The 18,864-nt window shown below is 62.2% G+C and carries 16 protein-coding genes; 9 read left to right on the top strand and 7 right to left on the bottom strand.

Features of this window, described 5'->3' with window-relative positions; genetic code table 11:
* Positions 1 to 27 precede the first annotated feature (27 nt).
* From C437_RS17295 to C437_RS17280, 4 genes are all read right to left on the bottom strand, one after another.
* The gene (locus C437_RS17295; RefSeq protein WP_004518291.1) at positions 28 to 2,226 is read right to left on the bottom strand and encodes a hybrid sensor histidine kinase/response regulator; all 2,199 of its coding nucleotides are present in this window, start codon (positions 2,224 to 2,226) and stop codon (positions 28 to 30) included.
* A gap of 145 nt (positions 2,227 to 2,371) precedes the next feature.
* On the bottom strand, positions 2,372 to 4,453 hold the full coding sequence (gene ligA, locus C437_RS17290) for an NAD-dependent DNA ligase LigA (protein ID WP_004518290.1): 2,082 nt from the start codon (positions 4,451 to 4,453) through the stop codon (positions 2,372 to 2,374).
* Between the two features lie 131 nt (positions 4,454 to 4,584).
* On the bottom strand, positions 4,585 to 4,902 hold the full coding sequence (locus C437_RS17285) for a HalOD1 output domain-containing protein (protein ID WP_241431711.1): 318 nt from the start codon (positions 4,900 to 4,902) through the stop codon (positions 4,585 to 4,587).
* A gap of 138 nt (positions 4,903 to 5,040) precedes the next feature.
* The gene (locus tag C437_RS17280; protein ID WP_004518288.1) at positions 5,041 to 6,144 is read right to left on the bottom strand and encodes a pyridoxal-phosphate-dependent aminotransferase family protein; all 1,104 of its coding nucleotides are present in this window, start codon (positions 6,142 to 6,144) and stop codon (positions 5,041 to 5,043) included.
* Between the two features lie 172 nt (positions 6,145 to 6,316).
* On the opposite strand from C437_RS17280, the gene C437_RS20410 reads away from it, so the two are divergent.
* Positions 6,317 to 6,478, top strand: coding sequence for a hypothetical protein (locus C437_RS20410; RefSeq protein ID WP_160163025.1), 162 nt, complete (start codon positions 6,317 to 6,319; stop codon positions 6,476 to 6,478).
* On the opposite strand, the gene C437_RS17275 is transcribed toward C437_RS20410, so the two are convergent.
* Entirely contained in the window at positions 6,444 to 6,983 is a 540-nt protein-coding gene (locus C437_RS17275) for a hypothetical protein (RefSeq protein ID WP_241431710.1), read from the bottom strand. The two genes, C437_RS20410 and C437_RS17275, sit on opposite strands and share 35 nt — an antisense overlap.
* A gap of 74 nt (positions 6,984 to 7,057) precedes the next feature.
* On the opposite strand from C437_RS17275, the gene C437_RS17270 reads away from it, so the two are divergent.
* Positions 7,058 to 7,684: a hypothetical protein gene (locus tag C437_RS17270; protein WP_004518286.1), complete on the top strand. Its 627-nt coding sequence runs from the start codon at positions 7,058 to 7,060 to the stop codon at positions 7,682 to 7,684.
* A 33-nt stretch (positions 7,685 to 7,717) separates the two neighbouring features.
* On the top strand, positions 7,718 to 9,463 hold the full coding sequence (locus C437_RS17265; protein ID WP_004518285.1) for an excinuclease ABC subunit C: 1,746 nt from the start codon (positions 7,718 to 7,720) through the stop codon (positions 9,461 to 9,463).
* A 109-nt stretch (positions 9,464 to 9,572) separates the two neighbouring features.
* Here the strand turns inward: C437_RS17265 and C437_RS17260 are convergent, their stop codons facing one another.
* Complete coding sequence (locus C437_RS17260; RefSeq protein WP_004518284.1) at positions 9,573 to 10,289, bottom strand: fumarylacetoacetate hydrolase family protein; 717 nt, start codon at positions 10,287 to 10,289, stop codon at positions 9,573 to 9,575.
* Positions 10,290 to 10,543: 254 nt separating this feature from the next.
* Between C437_RS17260 and C437_RS17255 the strand changes: the two genes are divergently transcribed.
* From C437_RS17255 to C437_RS17230, 6 genes are all read left to right on the top strand, one after another.
* Positions 10,544 to 11,455: a M48 family metallopeptidase gene (locus tag C437_RS17255; RefSeq protein ID WP_004518283.1), complete on the top strand. Its 912-nt coding sequence runs from the start codon at positions 10,544 to 10,546 to the stop codon at positions 11,453 to 11,455.
* Between the two features lie 381 nt (positions 11,456 to 11,836).
* Positions 11,837 to 12,025 carry a hypothetical protein gene (locus tag C437_RS17250; RefSeq protein WP_004518282.1) on the top strand — a complete coding sequence of 63 codons (189 nt, stop codon included), beginning with the start codon at positions 11,837 to 11,839 and terminating at the stop codon, positions 12,023 to 12,025.
* A 719-nt stretch (positions 12,026 to 12,744) separates the two neighbouring features.
* Positions 12,745 to 14,190, top strand: a complete 1,446-nt coding sequence (gene xacF / locus C437_RS17245; RefSeq protein ID WP_004518281.1) for a 2,5-dioxovalerate dehydrogenase — start codon at positions 12,745 to 12,747, stop codon at positions 14,188 to 14,190.
* Positions 14,191 to 14,613: 423 nt separating this feature from the next.
* On the top strand, positions 14,614 to 15,696 hold the full coding sequence (gene gfo6, locus C437_RS17240; protein ID WP_004518280.1) for a D-xylose 1-dehydrogenase Gfo6: 1,083 nt from the start codon (positions 14,614 to 14,616) through the stop codon (positions 15,694 to 15,696).
* Positions 15,697 to 15,740: 44 nt separating this feature from the next.
* Positions 15,741 to 16,601: an MBL fold metallo-hydrolase gene (locus C437_RS17235; protein ID WP_004518279.1), complete on the top strand. Its 861-nt coding sequence runs from the start codon at positions 15,741 to 15,743 to the stop codon at positions 16,599 to 16,601.
* Positions 16,602 to 16,703: 102 nt separating this feature from the next.
* Entirely contained in the window at positions 16,704 to 17,879 is a 1,176-nt protein-coding gene (locus C437_RS17230; RefSeq protein ID WP_004518278.1) for a mandelate racemase family protein, read from the top strand.
* Between the two features lie 25 nt (positions 17,880 to 17,904).
* Here the strand turns inward: C437_RS17230 and C437_RS17225 are convergent, their stop codons facing one another.
* Positions 17,905 to 18,831, bottom strand: a complete 927-nt coding sequence (locus tag C437_RS17225; protein WP_004518277.1) for a nucleoside hydrolase — start codon at positions 18,829 to 18,831, stop codon at positions 17,905 to 17,907.
* Between the last annotated feature and the right edge of the window lie 33 nt (positions 18,832 to 18,864).

The following is an 18,864-nucleotide window of genomic DNA, read 5'->3' as shown; positions in this document are numbered from 1 at the left end:
TGAGCGTCGGCTGTCGCGGTCAACCCATTATTCGAGAAACTCGACGCCGGTTATCTCGAAGCGAGCGCCGCCAGCCGTGCTGTCGGTGAGACGGATCTCCCACCCGTGGGCCTCAGCGATCTGTCTGGCAATCGGAAGCCCGAAGCCTGTCCCGTCATCGTCGGTGGAATACCCCGCCTCAAACACCTGTTCTCGTTCGGCGGCGGGGATACCCGGGCCGTCGTCCGCCACGTAAAACCCCGCTCCATTGTCCAGAAGGCCGAGCGAGACGGTGACCGACGGGCCGGCGTGCTCGGTCGCGTTGCCGAAAAGGTTCTCTAACAGCCCGGACAGTCGGTCGCTGTCAGCCTCGATAGTCCAGGCCCGGCTCTCGTCGGACGCGTAGTGGAGCGCTACGCCGTCGGCATTGTCCGCGACAATCCGCCAAGCAGCGTCGGCCGTCTCCCGGAGGTCAACAGGCTCTGTCGCCCCGATGTCGACGCCCTGTCGCGCCAGTCTGAGGACATCGTCGACGATGTCGTTCATCCGGCGGACGGCGTTCTCGATCGAATCCAGATGCTCGCTGTCGCACTCCTCTCGGGCGAGCGTCAGCCGACTGCCGGCTACCTGCAGCGGACTCTGGAGGTCGTGAGAGACGACGCCGACGAACTCTTCTAACCGCTCGTTTTGCCGGGCTAACTCCTGTTCACGCTCCTTTCGCTCGGTGATGTCCCGGAAGGTCCACAGCCGGCCGTAGCACGTCCCGTCGTTGTCGACGACGGGTGCCGTGTAGCGGTCGAACACCCGGCCGTCAGCAAGTTCGATTTCGTCCCGTGCGGTCATCTCGGGGTTGTCATACAGGGACTGGACACGTTCGCGGACCGCCTCCGGTTCGGCGAGTTGTTCCACTGTCCAGTCGAGCGCGGCTGCCCCGTCGCCGCGCTCAGCGATGTCTCGCGGCAGCTGCCACATATCGACGAAGCGCTCGTTGTACGAGATGATAGAGTTGTTCTCATCGGCGACGAGGATGCCGTCGATCACCGCCTCCTGTTGGGCCTTAAGTATCGAACGCTGTTTGGCGACCCGCATCTCGTGGTCTCGCTGTTCGGTCACTTCGCGGGTGACGCCGACCACGCCCTCGACTTTCCCATCAACCACCAGTGGCGTGAGCCGGTACTCAAGCACTTCGTACCCGTGGTCAGGAAACTCACCGCTCACCTCTCCGCGGAGTTCGTCCCGCTCGCCGTCGAGCAGTTCCTGATATGGGTCCCCCTCGTACTCGCTTCGAATCTTGGGGATGAGCTGACTCCGTTCACCTTCCAGTTCGGCTCTCGACGTGCCGTAGAACGAGGCCAGGTGTTCATTGACGAGTTCGAACCGCTCCGCCCTGTCGTAGATGCACGCCGACTCCTGCATCGTGTTCACCATCCGCTCGTACCGTCGCAGCTCCTGCTCTCGTTCCCTGAGATCGGTGATATCGGTGATGAATCCCTCCAGTACGTCCGTGTCAGCAGCCGCATCAGGGACGCGGTGTCCGCGCTCCCACATCCACTTCGTGGTGCCATCCGCGGTGCTAATCCGATAGGTCACCTCGAACTCGTCATCGGCGGCGAGCGCCTCCTGAACGGCCGTCCGAATACGGTCGCGGTCCTCTGGATGGAGGATGTCGTCACCCCAAGTCACCGCCCCGGTTTCGAAGTCCGCCGCCGTGTAGCCGGTCAGTGGCTCGATCTCTCCTTCGACGGTTTCCATCGGCCACCCGGACGTGTTCAGCCGGCGGTAGACCATGCCTGGGAGGCTACTGATGAGCGATTCCAGCCGGCGGGTTCGCTCGTCGAGCTTCCGCTGGGACCGATGTGCGTCGACAGCGTTGCGGATCCGGTTCGCAAGCAGTGTGTACTGCTCAGCACCGGTGCCTTTCTGGAGGTAGTCAGTCACACCCGCGGAGATTGCGTCGCTTGCAATCTCCTCCGAACCTTTCCCGGTGTAGAGGATGAACGGGAGCTCCGGGTCGCGTTCGCGAACGGCTTCGAGGAACTCGATCCCGTTCTCTCCCGGCATGTCGTAGTCCGAAACGACACAGTCGAACCGCCCCTTAGAGAGTCTCTCTAGCGCTTTTTCGGCACTCGCCGCTGTCTCGACGCACAACCGGCCGTCTTCGTGTTCGAGCAGCGCCGCGGTCGTATCGGCGAAGTCCGAGTTGTCATCAACATGGAGAATACGGACCGAATCAACAGACTGGTCCATTATTCTGCGTAGTTGGTGGTGCACGAACAAATAAATATGGCCGATACAGAGAGTCACTGCCAGACAGGGAGCAGTGCGGTCAGTCGTATCGAGTTCGGTTCCGGGAGGTCTCACCACGGCCGTCGGTTGCGTCTAAGACCCCCGATTACAGCACACCCGCATCTGCCAGCAGTGCCTCGAATCCGTCCTCGCTGAGCGTTTCCACATCGTGCTCTTCAGCGTCGTCCTGCTTTCGCTGGCCGGGGTTGTCGCCCAGCACCAGATAGTCCGTGTTGCCGGAAACACTGCTCGTCGCCGACCCGCCGTTTCGCTCGATCAGTTCCTGCGCGTCGCTGCGGGTGTAGCCGTCGAGCGACCCGGTGAAGACGAAGGTTTGCCCGTCCAGTGCGTTGCTGCCAGTCTCCTCGGCGGCCTGTGGGTCGACGTGGTCGAGCAAACGGTCGATGACGGCGCGGTTGCCCTCGCCCTCGAAGAACTCTACGATTGAGCGAGCGACGGTCGGTCCCACGTCGGGGACAGCCTCGAACGCGTCGGTATCGCCCTCGTCGGCAGCGTCGAGTATCGCCTCGAACGTGCCGAACTGCTGTGCAAGGTTTCGAGCCGTGACAGTTCCGACTTCAGGGATACCCAGGGCGACAAGGAAATTCGCAAGCGGTGGCTCGCGGGCGTCGTCCATCTCTTCGACGAGGTTCCGGGCGCTTGTCTCGCCCCATCCCTCCAAGTCAGTAAGCTCCTCGACGGTGAGGTCGTACAGGTCCGCGGGGTCCGAGACGAGGCCGGCATCAAGGAGTTGTTGAACGGCCTTCTCCCCCAGGCCCTCGATGTCCAGCGCATCGCGGCTGGCGTAGTGCTCGACGCTGCGTTCGCGCTGGGCGGGGCAGGTGAGGCCACCAGTGCAAAACGCCATCGGGCCATCGCGCTCGACCGGACTGTCACAGGCCGGGCAAGTCTTCGGAAACTCGAAGTAGCCGTCGCCGTCGTCGTCAAGCACCTCAACGACATCCGGAATGACATCGCCGGCTCGCTTGATGCGGACGCGGTCACCCACGTCGACGCCGAGGTCGGCGATAAGCGAAGGGTTGTGCAGCGAGGCCCGCGAGACAGTAACGCCGCCGACCTCGACGGGGTCCATGAGCGCGACGGGCGTGAGCCGACCGGTCCGGCCGACCTGTACCACGATATCTCGCACTGTCGTCTCCTCTTTCCGGGCCGGGAACTTGTAGGCGAAAGCCCAGCGTGGGGCCCGCGAGGTCGCTCCCAGTGCGTCGCAGGCATCCATGTCGTCGACCTTGATGACGACACCGTCGATTTCGTAGTCGAGCGCATCGCGGGCCTGCTGCTGGTCGTTTCGGTACTCGATGGCGGCGTCGATATCGCCGACGACAGCGGTCCGATCACAGACCCGGAGTCCCCAGTCGGGGAACCGTTCGTGCAGCTCGCTGTGGCTCTCAAACTCGACAGATGCGTCGAGGACGCCGAAGAAGAACACGGAGAGGGGACGCTCCGCGGTCACCGATGGGTCGAGCTGGCGGAGCGTCCCGGCGGCGGCGTTGCGCGGATTCGCGAACGGGTCCTCGCCGCGTTCGACGCGCTCACGGTTGAACGCCGTGAAGGCGTCCCGCGGGATGTACACCTCGCCCCGGACGGCCAGGAAGTCGGGATAGTCACCGCGCAGGCGTTGGGGGACGCTGGCGATAGTGCGGACGTTCTCGGTCACGTCCTCGCCGACCTCGCCGTCGCCGCGGGTCGCTGCCCGCTGATAGACGCCGTCCTCGTAGACGATTTCGACCGAGAGGCCGTCGAACTTCGGCTCACAGAAGTACTGGATATCGGCGTCAGCGCCCAGCCCGTCGCGGACCCGCTCGTCGAACTCCCGCACGTCCGCTTCGTCGCCGCCCTGCTCGATAGAGCCCATCCGGGCGACGTGTTCGACATCGGGGAGTTCGTCCAGTGGCTCGCCGCCGACGCGCTGGGTGGGACTGCCGTCGGTGTCGAGGTCGAACGCCGATTCGAGTCGCTGGAGCCGAGTAAACAGGGCGTCGTAGGCCCGGTCGCCGATGACCGGGTCGGTCTCGACGTAGTACTGGTAGTCGTGATAGCGGATGGCTTCGCGCAACTGGCTGGCTTGCTCGCGGGCCGTCGCTTCGTCGATGTCCTCGACGGGCTCGAACTCGGTCCGTGGATCAGATGTATAGGGGTTCCCGGCGACATCCTCGGCAGTGGTCATGCTGAAGAAGCGTTACGTCTCGGATACAAAAACGGCTCTGCTCCGGCCCTCAGCTCGGGAGAGCCGCAAATGGGTTACCACGCCGCTACCGTCCACTATGACGGTAGTCAGAAACCGTGTAGAAATCCCGGTTATCGGCCGATACTGGCGCTGGGGGCTTTGACGACGAGTTCGCCGTCACTTCGAACAGTGACCGAGTGGCCGGCATATTCAAAGGAGATACTGACTGGTGTGGAGCGGTCCGAGGAGTCGATGAGTGAATCGAGCGCTTCAGGGTCGATAGTCTCGTACAGCGGTGCGAAGGCGGTCTGCTCTCGGCCGGTGATTGCGGAGATGTGCTCGGTCACGGCCGCGCTCGGTCGCGTCTCGCTCCAGTCGAACTGTTTTCTGGTTACGTTCATCGGTGGTGAGGAGCCGCCATCCGTACTCCGTCTGTTACTCTTACTCATACAGTTTGTCTACCTACATCAAAGTAGCAAGCAGTAATATAGTCTTCCCAGCATTATCAAACTATGAAAACGCCAACCGGTAGCAGCAAGCACCTCCAGATCGAGCCATAGCTCCGGCCTTCCTCGGTTTTGCCTATTTTACAGATCAGCGACGTCTTCGATTGCGTCGGTTAATTCCTTGATACTCTCGACGGTATGTTCGCCCATGTGTCCGATGCGGAAACTCTCCTCGCTGATGTCGCCGTAACCGCTGGAGAACAGCATGTCGTACTCCTCGGAGACGGCCTCGACAGTCTCGGCGACGTTGATATCCTGCGTGTTCTCGATGCAGGTCACAGTCTGGGACTCGTAGCCTTCCTCAGGATAGAGGTCGAAGTGCTCGCGGGCCCACTCGCGTGTGTACTCGGCCATCTCCTGATGACGCTGGTCGCGGGTATCGTGGGTCTCATCGAGCATGTGCTTCATCTGCTTGCGGTAGGCGAGCATGAGCGGAATCGCCGGCGTGGAGTGGGTCTGTCCCTTCCGGTCGTAGTAGTCCAGACAGCGCTGGAAGCCGCCGTACCACGACGCCGACTCTTTCTCCAGTTCCCGCTCGTAGGCGGCGTCGCTGACGGCACAGACTGCGAGTCCGGGCGGCATCGCGAAGGCCTTCTGCGTGGACGTGAAGATGGCGTCGATGCCGTGGGCTTCGATGTCAATCTGGTCGCCGCCGAGACAGGAGATGGCGTCGACGATGAAGTAGGTGTCCGGGTACTCGGCGACCACGTCACCGATTTCCTCGATGGGGTTGCGGACGCCGGTCGAGGTCTCGTTCATTACGGCCCCGACGGCGTCGTAGTCACCGGATTCGAGCGCGTCGCGAATGTCATCGGGTTTGACCGCCGTGCCCCAGTCGTACTCGATGCGGTCGACATCCTTGCCGAGTCGCTCTGCGACGTTGGCCTGGCGCTCGCTGAACGCGCCGGAGGTCGGCACGAGCATGCTGTCCTCGACCAGATTGAGCGTCGTCGACTCCCAGAACTCCGTGCCCGACGCCGTGAGCACGATGACGTCGTTGTCGGTCCCGAGGAACTCCTTCGTGTCCTCGACGATGGTGGTGTAGAGGTCCGTCATCCGGTCCATCCGGTGGCCGAACATCGGCTCGGCCATCGCCTCGATAACGTCCTCGCGCACCTCTGTCGGCCCCGGGAGATACAGCGTCTTGTCCTGATACTCGTCTTTGTATTCGCGTTTTTCGGTCACAGAACCACCTGTAGTAGGTATACTCTCGAATCCGGGAGGCATGGTAGTTTTGATACCGGGCGAAGCAAAATAGCGCGTCCCCTTCGGCAGTCGGGTCGCTCGCGCCGGAGTAACTCAGACAACCGTTGTACCCTTCAGGAAATATTTACCAGTTGAACAGTCATATCAGTTTATGGGCCGCCACACCCCGCTCACGGACGCCCAGCGAGCGGCCGCGGCCGACAGGGCAGTCGAACAGGTAGCCGCTACGCTCGGCGAGGTGGACGACGGCTCGACCCGGCTGCGGCGACAAAACCCGCTCAGCGACGACGGTATCGGCGAACGCCGAACATGACCAGTCCGGCGTATATCGCCGGCCCGAACAGGACGGTCGGGCTGGCACTCACTAGTCCCGACACGAGGTAGCCCTGAAGCACGTCGGCGAACACCACGAAGAACGGCGCGACAGCGAGGGCCTTCCCGCCAGTCCTCACCGCGTCGTCAGCCGTCGCCTGCGTGGCGGCCACCGCGCCCGCGCCAGCGACCGCGAGGAGGTACCAGAGTGTATTGCCCGACGGCGTGGCGTAGGGTAGTGTAAAAAGCGCAATAGCGGCGAGGCCGATACCGACCAGCGTCGCCCCTCGCTCGCTTCTGGCGAGCGCTCCCCGTATTCCGTTGAGGTCGCCAGCGTTGAGGGCCGCTTCGAGGTCTGACGTAGTTTGGCTGCCGCCAGCATCGAGAACCGTTGTCCCGGTTCCGGCGTCGACCGGACTATCGAAGTCCCGGCCACAGTGCATACACCACGTCGCGGTCGCACTGACTTTCTCCGAGCAGTGAGGGCAGCGGGGGTCGGCGGTCATACTGTCATGTTCGAGGGCGCACAGTTAGCGGTTACGGGGGCAGAATATACACGTCTCCGCAGTAAACGGGGTGTATGGATTGGGTCGCACGGGCCGAGAGCCTCCTGTACGACGGCGAGGTGATCGAAGCAGACGTTCGGCTAGACCGTGGCGGGGTGGTCGTGACGAGTCACCGCGTCCTCGTGTTCACGCCCGACCGCGAGGGATCGAACTACCGGCAGGTCGACCGACCCAACGTCGAGGGTGTCGACGCCACCACGAGCGGTGACTGGTCGTTTCTCGAACTCGGCGTGAAGGCGCTGGTCGTCGGTATTGTGCTGGTGGCCGCCGGGATGACTGTGAGTCTTGATAGTCTCGTCGGCAACGTCTCACTGGACAGCGGCGGAGCCGCAAGCGCCGTCGGTATCGGCGGCATGTTGGGGATTCTTCAGACGATGCTGACACTGATGGCACAACTGGACGACCTGATGCGCCTATTCGGCGGCCTCGCACTGGCCTTTGCCGCTGTTGTTCTCGGAGTCTATCTCTGGAGTCGCGACCGCCTGCTCGTCGTGCGCGTCGCCGGCGATGACGACATCGAACTCGCTGCCCCGGACGACGAGAGCGTCGTCGAGCAAATCGAGGCTGCCATCGTTCCGGAGGCTCCCCCGACCGATGCCGAAGAGACGGCACAGCCGCCGCCCGACGACCCGCTCCCGTGACGTTCAACCCCGCCGAGCACCAACCCTGAGCTAATGGACGCCGACGGGATTCGAGAACGCGCGGGGTCGTTGCCACGGGAGCCGGGCGTGTACCTGTTCGAGCAGGGCCGGGACGACACGCGCCGGGTCCTCTACGTCGGGAAGGCCGTCGACCTGCGGGACCGCGTGCGCTCATACGCCGACCCGCGCAGCGAGCGCATCGCCAAGATGGTCGAACGGGCCGAGACCATCGACTTCGCGGTCACCGACACAGAGACGCAGGCACTGTTGCTCGAAGCGAACCTCATCAAGCGCCACCGGCCACCGTACAACGTCCGGCTGAAAGACGACAAATCGTACCCGCTGGTCCAGCTAACCGACCATCCCGTTCCCCGAATCGAGGTGACCCGCGACCCAGAGGACGGCGCGACGGTCTATGGCCCATTCACCGACAAAGGGCGGGTCGAGACGGTGGTGAAAGCCCTTCGAGAGACGTACGGGCTGCGAGGGTGTTCCGACCACAAGTACAGCAACCGGGGCCGGCCCTGTCTGGACTACGAGATGGGCATCTGTACTGCGCCCTGCACCGGCGAAATCAGCGACGCCGAGTACGCCGAGGATGTCGAATCCGTCACGCGGTACTTCGAGGGCGAAACCGGCGTGCTCGCGGACCCGCTACGCCGCGAGATGGAGGCCGCCGCACAGAATCAGGAGTTCGAGCGCGCCGCAAACCTACGGGACAAGCTCGGGGCTGTCGAGGCGCTCCACGGCGAGGGCGACACCGCCGTCAGTGACTCCGGGGGCTACCAGACGACGGACGTTCTCGGGGCCGCTATCGAGGGCGAGCGAGCTATCGTCGCCCGGCTCCACGCTGAGGGCGGCAAGCTCGTAGAGCGGGACCGGCACACGCTCGACGCACCGGACGGTGAAGGGACCGCCGGGGTGTACCGGGCGTTCATCCCACAGTACTACGCCGAGCGGGACCTGCCGGACCGGATTCTCTGTGCCGAAAACCCCGCCGACCCAGACATCGAGGCCTGGCTGGAGAGCGAGGGCGTCACGCTCGGTGTGCCCGGCGCTGGCCGGGAAGCGACGCTGGTCGACCTCGCGCTGAAAAACGCCCGCCAGCGCGGCGGGACCGACGACAAGACAGGCCGTCTGTCCGACGCGCTGGGCATCGACCGTCCGAGCCGCATCGAGGGGTTCGACGTGAGCCACGCCCAGGGCCGCTCGGCCGTCGGCTCGAACGTCACCTTCGTCGACGAGACACCCGAGAAAAGCGATTACCGGCGGAAGAAACTCACCGAGCAAAACGACGACTACGCGAACATGCGCGAACTCCTCCGCTGGCGGGCCACGCGTGCCGTCGAGGGCCGGGATGACCGCCCGGACCCGGACCTGCTGCTCATCGACGGCGGCGACGGCCAGCTCGGGGCAGCCCGCGACGCACTCGCCGAGACCGGCTGGGACGTGCCCGCCATCGCACTGGCAAAAGACGAGGAGCTGGTCGTCACGCCCGACCGCGTGTACGACTGGGACGACGACGCCCCGCAGCTCCACCTGCTCCAACGGGTTCGCGACGAGGCGCATCGCTTTGCCGTCCAGTACCACCAGACACTCCGAGACGAAGTATCGACGACGCTGGACGACGTGCCCGGAATCGGCCCCGAGACGCGGAAGCGACTGCTCCGACGCTTCGGGAGCGTGGATAGCGTCAAATCGGCTTCCGACGAGGAACTGACGGCTATCGACGGCATCGGCGAGCAAACCGCGGAGACGATTCGGACCCGGCTGCAGTGATTTCGTATAGCAGATAGTAGTTTATCGCACGCAGGTGTCTGAATCCACTACTTCATCGAAAAGGTACCAAAGAAGGCGCTACGGTACGATTCCAGCAGCTCGGGTACTGTTATGGCTCAGCGACCGAATTGCGGAGTGTGCCGACGCCGTCGTAGGTTATCTCGATGCTGTCACCGGGTTTGACAGTCCCGGGGTTGGCCGGGCTGCCGAAGGCGATGACGTCGCCGGGATAGAGTGTGAACCGCTCCGAGAGGTACGCGACCACCTCGTGAGGTCCAAACAGCATCTCGCTGGTGTTGGCAGACTGCCGGCGTTCGTCGTTGATGTCGGTATGCATATCAATAGCAGTTGGGTCGATATCGGTCTCGATCCATGGTCCTAGGGGTGCAGACCCGTCAAAGGCCTTCCGTGCGGTTCGACCCTGCTGGTCCAGCGCATCGACATCGTTCAGTATCGTGTAGCCGCTGACGGCGTCGGAGACATCGGCTGGGTCGAGGCCGCGACACCGCTCACCGATGACCGCAACTAGCTCACCGGCGTAGGTGAGCTCGGTAGTGAACGACGGGTACGGAATGTCCTGCCCGTGGGCGAGTAACGCCGTCGGGGGCTTGATGAAGAAGTCCGGTTCCTCGGGCCGGTCGTAATCCATCTGGTCGTTCGTAGCGGCGTAGTTCCGACCGACGCAGTACAGCGCGGTCGGTTCACACGGCGACAGCAGCCGTCCGTCGCGGCCGACCGTGTACTGGCCGTCGTCAGCGTTGATCACACCGTCGACGTATTCACCGGTAACCGGTCCATCGTCCGTCAGAAGGCGAGCGATTCGCATACTGAGTCGTCTGTGTGGCGGTCAAAAAGGCGTGTCGGCTACGTGTACACCACTTATCGGCCATCACTATTCTCACGGCCGAGAGCGCTGTTCTGTCGCCGTTCCAGCAGAAAGGAGACCGTTTTGCTAACCAAAATAAATCCAATACCGCTATATCAAATGGTCCGAGAGCGAGAAACGCAGCATCGAAGTGTGCAAGCGTCGGCAGTGACACCGCCGAAGCGGTTTTTTCCGATAACGGCGTACCGGCATACATGGTTGTGACCCGACGGCTACTCATGACCGTCGTCGGACTGGTGTCGCTACTGGTCTATCTTGTGGCGGCATACGTGGGATATATTCTGCTGCTTCCAGTGTGGAACAGCCGTCCGTCACCAGTGATGGCCGCGCTGGCCATTCTTGGGACGGCGATTACTCTCGGCGTCCTGAACTACTGGGCTGCAACAGCGCGGCTCAAGCGATCCCTCGATGCAGTCGAGCTCCCGCGGGCGCGTGCACCAGAAGTCTACCGCCGTCTTGACGCGCTTGTCGGCCAGATGGATGTCGAAACACCGACGCTGTTACTGGCGGAGCTGCCGGTCCCGAACGCGTTTGCCATCGGTGGCGGCGCTGGAGCTATCGTCCTCGACAGACGGCTGTTCCAGCTGCTGTCTGCAGCGGAATTCGAGGCACTTCTGGGACATGAACTCGCGCATCTGGAGACCCGTGATGCGCTCGTGCAGACTGTCGCCTACAGCATCGTCCAGACACTTGTCGGGCTCATCGGCCTCGTGTTGTTCCCTATTATCGTACTGGCCGGTGGAATCGCCCGGTCGCTCGCATTGCTGCGCGGCGACCCCTCGTCATGGTCACGCACCTGGCTTGGCCGGACACAGCGGTACTCGCTGCAGGTCGTTGCCGGTCTCGGATTCGCCGTAACGCTGGTGATACTCGGCTATTCCAGACGCCGTGAGCTGGCAGCCGACGACCGCGCGGTCGAGATAACGGAGAATCCCGTTGCGCTTGCCCGGACGCTCGCGAAAATCGAACAGGCGTCGAAGCCGGAACCGGGCCTCCTGCGGCAGCTATACGTTCACAGCGAATCGGACAGCGAGTTTTCACGCCTCCTATCGACGCATCCACCGATGGACGAGCGAATACAGCGGCTACAGGAGCGAGCACAGTAACTCCACGAGGGCGAGTGAATTGCCGAATAGCCGCCGGTGACTGAGTTGTTCGGCGATGCTCGCGTGCCGACGGTTGTTCGACCGTGCGTCTAGACAGAGACCGCAATATTCAACAACGTATCTGGAATAGATAATCGAGAAGTCCGCTGTTTTCGTATCGGATACCGCTCGAGCTGTGTCGGCTTGTGAGCATGTCTATCCGAAAAGTCTTGTCTGGGGCACAAGGTGGGTGCGTGACTGTGGTTTGTCGCGGCGATAGCCCGAATACATGATAAGTAGCGGGACAGTGTTTCCCGGGACCGCCGCAAACTCTATATGCATACTGAGGGCGACATAGCAGTCCTAGAAGCCGCTATGTGTGATACGGTCGTACGTCCGTACATGCAGGCCAGCATCCCAGAGCGAGCGACCGAAGCGGCAAAGAGCGACACATACGGCTGCCCGCTGTGTAACTGTGGTGCAGACAGTGAAGACGATATTTACTGCCATCTGCTGGTCTCACACCGGAAGAGCGCACTTGCGAATGCGCTTCTCGAAAGAGTGGACGGTGACGAACAGGTCCATTGTTAAGCTCGGCACGGACAACGCTGCCATCGAGTAGCATCAGATAGTTGATTATGAGAGCGTTATCCCAATATTTGTGCGTGCATTCGCCTTCTTGTCACCTAGTTTCTGGGATCGAATAGTGAAACAGTGCCACTGGCAGAGTGGCTCGACTTAATTCGAGAGGCCTGAGCGGTACTACAGTGCATTGGCTGGGACCGTTTGATCGGCGCTGTTTGCATCAGTAAATCAATAGCCGCTATATCAAATAGCGAAGGCGGATTACCGACGGCAGCTGACCCAGCAGTAGCGACTGTCGGCAGCGTGCTCGATAACATACATACACGTGTTATACTATGGGAAGGCTTTATATACTGGAATGGTGGGACTCAGTGAGCGGGCATAGTGGCACGCAACAAGGCGCGATAGCACAGGGAGAAGGATACGCACAGGGGGATAGTATTTTCAGCAAGACAACCGTAACACAGTCACGCCTCGCGCTGTGACACATCTGGCACACACAGATTTCGTGTTGTCTTGGTGTTTGACAGCGGTGGCTATTTTAGAGGCCTTCAGCTAGGGCCGCAGTAGACCGGTCGTCACGGGGCTGGTTCTGGCGACGCTGGCTGCGATGCTTGGTGTTCGGCATTGCCATCGGCGTCAGCCGTCGTTCCATACCGTCGAACGTCGGAACACAGCGAAGGATGGGAAACGCGTAAGTATTGGGAATGAGATGATTCAAACGTATGACGCAGACGTATAAAAACTATATCGGCGGCGAGTGGACCGGACGCGGGGAGACACAAGACATCACGAACCCGGCAGACGGGACTGACGTCGTCAGCACGGTTCCGGTGGCCTCGGCGGCAGAGGCCGATGACGCGGTCGCAGCCGCGGTAGCAGCAACAGACGAATGGGCCGGGATGCCTGGCCCGGAGCGCGGTGCGATTCTGCGTGAGACCGGTGAAATCCTGAAATCCCGGAAAGACAAGCTCGCAGAGACGCTGACCCGCGAAGAGGGGAAACCGCTCGGTGAAGCCGAGGGCGAGGTACAGCGGGCGATTGATATCTTCTATTACTACGCGGAGAAGGCCCGTGACTTCGGGGGGACTGTCAAACAGCCCAGCGGCGGCCGCGCTGGCCTGCAGACGAAAAAAGAGCCGATGGGCGTCGCGGCGCTCATCACGCCGTGGAACTACCCCATCGCGATTCCGGCCTGGAAGATCGCGCCGGCGCTCGCGGTCGGCAACACCGTCGTCATCAAGCCCGCGATGCAGGCACCGACCGTCGGCGCGATGATCGTCGAGGCGCTGGACGAGGCTGGGATCCCGGACGGCGCTATCAATCTGGTCTGTGGCCCCGGTAGCGAAGTCGGCGAACGGCTGACCACCCACGACGACGTCGACGTGGTGTCATTCACCGGCAGCGCCTCGGTCGGCGAGCACGTCTACGAACAGGCAACGAGCAACGGGAAGCGTGCGCAGGCAGAGATGGGCGGAAAGAACCCGACGGTCGTCATGCCAAGCGCCGACGTGGACAAGGCAGCTGACATCGTCGGAGCCGGGGCCTTCGGCGGGACAGGGCAGGCCTGTACGGCGACCTCCCGAGCTATCGTCCACGAGGATGTCTACGATGAATTCCTCGATACCGTCGTCGACTACGCCGAGTCCCTCGAGATCGGAAACGGCCTCGACCGGGCCGGCATGGGTCCCCACGTCAGTGAGGATGAACTCGCGGGGAGTCTGGAGTACATCGACATCGCACAGTCGGAGGGAGCAACCCTCGAGACGGGCGGCGAGGAACTCACCGGCGGCGAGTACGACGCCGGGAACTTCATTTCGCCGGCCGTGTTCTCCGATGTCGAGCCAGATATGCGTATTGCACAGGAAGAGGTGTTCGGGCCGGTACTCGCCGTTATTTCGGTCTCCGACTTCGACGAGGGTGTCGAGGTCGCCAACGATATCGACTACGGTCTCTCGGCCAGCATCGTAACCGACCGGATCGAGGAGGAAAACGAGTTCATCGAGCGCTCTGAATCCGGCGTGGTCAAGATCAACGAGAAGACGACTGGACTGGAGCTGCACGTTCCCTTCGGCGGCCTCAAACGCTCGTCGACGAACACCTACCGCGAGCAGGGCGACGCCGGCCTGGAGTTCTTCAGCTACATCAAGACGGTGTACCGTAACAGCTAATCGAGGCAGCCACCGTCGTGCGAAGCAGACTTTCGGTTACAGACCGGGTATCTCGTACTGATCTTCGAGACCCCAACAGGCGACCGACCCGTACCGCTCCGTAACGATCGACTGTTCAATATAACGGAACAGCTGCCGTAACGGTTGTACTGTCGTTATTCTCGGTACGGAAAGCCGAGAGCATAGACGAAAAAAGCCCACAGACGGCCCGTGAAACAGCATTCGCCGTTCGGATTATCGACAGTCGCTGTGGAATGTCTACAGGTTGGGCTGCCAGTCTGTTCCTCAATACCGAACAGTTGTCTCACCTGTCGGGACTTACTTACATAAGATATGAACTACCATTCTCAAAGCTGGGACAGCGGACGCCGACACGGGCGTGCCAACACAAAAGATAATATCCAGCCAGTAGACCGCACCTGTATGAACGTTGACGCGCTCACGGGCGGATTCGACCGTCGAGACTGGCAGGAGCAGACAGAAACCGACAGCCCCGTTCGGTTTGCGATGATCGGCGTCGGCTGGTGGACCACCGAACAGGCGATGCCCGCCGTCAACGCGGGGGACCTCTGTGAAACGACGGTACTGGTCAGCAGTGACCGCGAGAAGGCGGCCGATGTGGCGGCTGATTCAGAGACAGTCGAACACGCAATCACCTACGAGGAGTTCCACGACGGTGTCGCGAGTGACGCGTACGACGCCGTCTACATCGTCACCCCAAACGCGCTCCACCTTCCGTACGTCGAGACGGCAGCAGAACTGGGCAAGGCGATCCTCTGTGAGAAGCCGATGGAGGCCACCATCGAGCGCGCCGAGCGAATGGTCGAGGTCTGTGACGAACACGACGCGACGCTGATGATCGCCTATCGGATGCACACCGAGCCAGCCGTCCGGCGAGCCAAGGACCTCATCGATGAGGGGTACATCGGTGACCCGCTGTTCGTACACGGAAACATGACCGAACCGATCCTCGAACTCGTCCCCGACCCCGACCAGTGGCGGCTGGACGGGGATCTTTCCGGCGGGTGTGCCGTAATGGATATCGGCATCTACCCACTGAACACGAGCCGGTTCCTGCTGGATGCCGACCCGACGGCTGTCCGAGGGACCGTCGCATCAGTGCAAGCGGAGTTCGCCGACGTGCCAGACGAACACGGCGCGTTCCAAGTGGATTTCCCGGGCCACGTGTACGCGGTGTGTACCGCCAGCCAGAACGCCCATCTCGACAGCCACATCTCCGTGCTGGGAACGGAGGGGAAAGTCCGCGTCGAACCGGCCTTCTACCCCTGGGACGACCGGGCGCTCCAGCTTTCCCACGAGGGGACGACGGTCGACATCGGCTTCGAACAGATCGACCAGATGGAAGAGGAGTTCGAGTACTTCGCTCACTGTCTGCTGACCGACACTGACCCCTATGCCGACGGCAAACACGGCCTCGTCGATATCAAGACGATTAAGGCGGTGTATGAGGCCTCCGAGACGGAGTCGACGGTCACGCTCGATTGAACGCGGTGCGAGATTTTTTCACCCGGCCAGATGTAGTTCGGCGCATGGTTCAGTCAACGTGGGACGACTGGTTCGTCCGTGAGGAGATAGAAGCGACCGACCCCGGCGACGGCGTCGTGATCTGGTATCTCGGCTGTAACGGTTTCGTACTTCGCTCACAGTCGACGACGCTGTACATCGACCCGTACTTCGGGACTGGCGACCCGCCGAACCTCATCCGCATGATTCCAGTGCCGATGGACCCCGCCGACGCGACCGAATGTGATGCGACACTCGTCACGCACGAACACATCGACCATATGCATCCGCCGTCGTACGGCCCGCTGGTCGAACAGCTCGGAGCGGACCTGTATGCGCCGTCGGCATCGTATGACTCCCCGGACTACGACGGTGAGATGCGGGTGCCCGACCAGCAGCGCAACGAAATCGCCGTCGGTGACGAGGTCACCATCGGCGACTTCACCGTACACGTGACCGGGACGAACGACCCTGACGCCATCGAACCGGTAGGATACGTCGTCGAGCACGACGTTGGGACGTTCTTCCACGCCGGCGACAGCCGGCCCGCAGAGGCATTTTCCGGCGTTGGCGAGCGGTTCGACATCGATGTGGGCGCGCTGGCGTTTGGCACCGTCGGTTCTATTTACGAGCCCGAGCCGGACTGCGGTGTCAGAACGAAGTGGTATATGGACGAAAACGAGATCATCGAGGCCGCAAACCAGCTCCAGTTGTCCCGGTTGCTGCCCTCACATCACGATATGTGGCAGGGCGAAGCCGGCGACCCGAAGGTGCTGCATGAACACGCGGTGTCCTTCGACTACCCCAGAGTCATCGAACCGCTGTACATCGGCTGTTCGGTTCGGCTGGGTGAGCCCGGTATTCGTCGTCTCGACGCGCTGGACTGAGTGAACCCGTGGTTCCGGTCGCTGCTATGTCGGCCACTCAAACAGCAGCAGTGCATCTGTCGCGGGGTAGCTTTAATATCCCCACCACAGTATGTCCGGCAAATGTCGCCAACGATAACGAAAATCGAAAGCCGAGAGTTCGAGTACCCCCTCGAAGATGTAGGGACCGATAAGCACGGCTTCAATCTGGTCTATGCGCCGGGCGAGACAACCACGCGGAAACTATTCGGTGTCCAGATTCACACTGACGAGGGAATCACGGGCGAGTACGTCGGTGGGAACTCACCAGCAGCCGCCCAGTACAACATCATCTCCCAGTACCTCATCGGCAAGGACCCGCTGAAACGCGAGAAGCATTGGTCCGAATGCAAGCGCGCGCTCCGAAAGTACGACCGGATGGGTATTGGCCCCATCGACATCGCGCTGTGGGACTTCGCCGGCAAGTACTACGACGCACCGATTCACGAGCTGCTGGGGACCTATCGCGAGCGCATCCCCGCCTACGCGTCGACGTATCACGGCGACGACGCCGGGGGACTGGACTCGCCCGAAGCCTTCGCCGACTTCGCCGAGGAGTGCCGGGACGAGGGCTTCGGTGGCTTCAAGATTCACGGCTGGGGCGGCGGCGACGACGCCCGAAGCCTCGACCGCGAGGTCGAGGCGGTCCACGCTGTCGGCGACGCGGTCGGCGACGAGATGGACCTGATGCACGACCCGGCCTGCGAACTGGAGACGTTCGCCGACGCGCTGGAGCTGGGTCGGGCGCTCGATGAACAGGACTTCTTCTGGTACGAGGACCCGTTCCGGGACGGCGGTATCTCACAGCACGCCCACAAGAAGCTGGCACAGAAACTCGATACGCCGATCCTCCAGACCGAACACATCCGCGGGCTGGAAATCAAATCCGACTTCGCCGCCAGCGAGGCGACTGACTTCCTCCGGGCCGACCCCGAGTACGACGCGGGCATCACCGGCGCAATCAAGGTGGCCCGGATGGCCGAAGCGTTCGGGCTGGACGTGGAGTTCCACGCGCCAGGCCCCGCTCAGCGGCACTGCATCGCCGCCTGCCGGAACTCGAACTACTACGAGATGGCGCTGGTCCACCCGGACTGCCAGAACACCCAGCCGCCGGTGTACGAGGGCGGCTACTCCGACCTGATGGACGCCGTCGACGACGACGGAACAGTTGGCGTCCCCGACGGCCCCGGCCTGGGCGTGGAGTACGACTGGGACTACATCGAAGACAACACCACTGGAAGCGTCCACGTCTACGAATAACACCGTCACAGACTGAGGAGTCGAATCAGTCTGTCGCGTACGCCCTGACACCGGTTTCGAGAACCTCGCGGTAGCGGTCCACGTCGATGTCGACTGCCACCTCGCTGTTGGGTTCGTTGTCGGTCGTGCCGTGCTCGTCACAGATGACGGCCCCGTGGCAAGGACCACCGGTCGTGTCTACATCGAGGTAGTACTCCTCGAAGGAGAGTACCGACTCGTCAATGATGTCGGCGACGACGGCGGCGTCGTGGATGGCCGGTGCGTCGGCGGTAGGATAGGTCCCGGAGTCAGGCCGGTAGTCGAGCCACTCGGCGATGGTCCCGCGGACGCCACCAGCGTTGCGGAACTCCTGTATAAACTCGGGGGAGACGGTGGCACGATTGGTCACGTCAAGGCCGACCATCCGCGTGTTGGCGTCCTGCAGAACGCGACTGGCCGCTGCGGGGTCGTTGTGGAAGTTGGCTTCGGCCATCGGCGTCACGTTCCCGGTCGTCATCGCCGCCCCGCCCATGAGATAGATGTCGTCGACGAGGTCGGGGAGGCGCGGTTCTTTCGCCAGTGCAATCGCCAGGTTCGGGAGCGGCCCGACGGCCGCAATCGTCAGTTCGTCCCCGTACTCGTGGGCGGCTTCGACGATTGCGTCGGCCCCGTGGATGTCCCGTGTATCGCCGTCTGCGTCAGGGATGTCGCCGTGGAGTCCGTTCTCGCCGTGAATCCACTCGGCGGTCGTGAGATCATCGACGAGCGGACGGCCACAGCCACGGGACACCGGAACGTCGTAGCCACCGAGGCCCAGTATCGCGTGGGCGTTTCGCGTCGTGTTCTCGATAGTCGTATTTCCGCAGACAGTCGAGAGACCGACCACATCGATTGCCTCGTGACCGAGCGCCATCGCCAGCATGACCGCGTCATCGCAGCCAGGGTCCGTATCGAAGAAGACTTTACGTGACATACCTTCCGAGTTCCGCCCATCGGGTCTTAAAAG

It is taken from the genome of Haloarcula vallismortis ATCC 29715 (genome assembly GCF_000337775.1).
GTDB classification, from domain to species: domain Archaea; phylum Halobacteriota; class Halobacteria; order Halobacteriales; family Haloarculaceae; genus Haloarcula; species Haloarcula vallismortis.
The sequence above is the reverse complement of the archived record's forward strand: the minus strand, read 5'-3'. Positions and strand labels throughout refer to the sequence as shown.

Excerpts from the sequence above, each read along its gene's own strand:
- xacF (WP_004518281.1), top strand. The coding sequence starts at position 12,745 with ATGACGCAGACGTATAAAAACTATATCGGCGGCGAGTGGACCGGACGC.
- C437_RS17265 (WP_004518285.1), top strand. The coding sequence starts at position 7,718 with ATGGACGCCGACGGGATTCGAGAACGCGCGGGGTCGTTGCCACGGGAG.
- C437_RS17260 (WP_004518284.1), bottom strand. The coding sequence starts at position 10,289 with ATGCGAATCGCTCGCCTTCTGACGGACGATGGACCGGTTACCGGTGAA.
- C437_RS17255 (WP_004518283.1), top strand. The coding sequence starts at position 10,544 with ATGGTTGTGACCCGACGGCTACTCATGACCGTCGTCGGACTGGTGTCG.
- C437_RS17235 (WP_004518279.1), top strand. The coding sequence starts at position 15,741 with ATGGTTCAGTCAACGTGGGACGACTGGTTCGTCCGTGAGGAGATAGAA.
- C437_RS17270 (WP_004518286.1), top strand. The coding sequence starts at position 7,058 with ATGGATTGGGTCGCACGGGCCGAGAGCCTCCTGTACGACGGCGAGGTG.
- gfo6 (WP_004518280.1), top strand. The coding sequence starts at position 14,614 with ATGAACGTTGACGCGCTCACGGGCGGATTCGACCGTCGAGACTGGCAG.
- C437_RS17285 (WP_241431711.1), bottom strand. The coding sequence starts at position 4,902 with ATGAGTAAGAGTAACAGACGGAGTACGGATGGCGGCTCCTCACCACCG.
- C437_RS17250 (WP_004518282.1), top strand. The coding sequence starts at position 11,837 with ATGCAGGCCAGCATCCCAGAGCGAGCGACCGAAGCGGCAAAGAGCGAC.
- C437_RS17275 (WP_241431710.1), bottom strand. The coding sequence starts at position 6,983 with ATGACCGCCGACCCCCGCTGCCCTCACTGCTCGGAGAAAGTCAGTGCG.
- C437_RS17230 (WP_004518278.1), top strand. The coding sequence starts at position 16,704 with ATGTCGCCAACGATAACGAAAATCGAAAGCCGAGAGTTCGAGTACCCC.
- C437_RS17295 (WP_004518291.1), bottom strand. The coding sequence starts at position 2,226 with ATGGACCAGTCTGTTGATTCGGTCCGTATTCTCCATGTTGATGACAAC.
- C437_RS17225 (WP_004518277.1), bottom strand. The coding sequence starts at position 18,831 with ATGTCACGTAAAGTCTTCTTCGATACGGACCCTGGCTGCGATGACGCG.
- C437_RS20410 (WP_160163025.1), top strand. The coding sequence starts at position 6,317 with ATGGGCCGCCACACCCCGCTCACGGACGCCCAGCGAGCGGCCGCGGCC.
- ligA (WP_004518290.1), bottom strand. The coding sequence starts at position 4,453 with ATGACCACTGCCGAGGATGTCGCCGGGAACCCCTATACATCTGATCCA.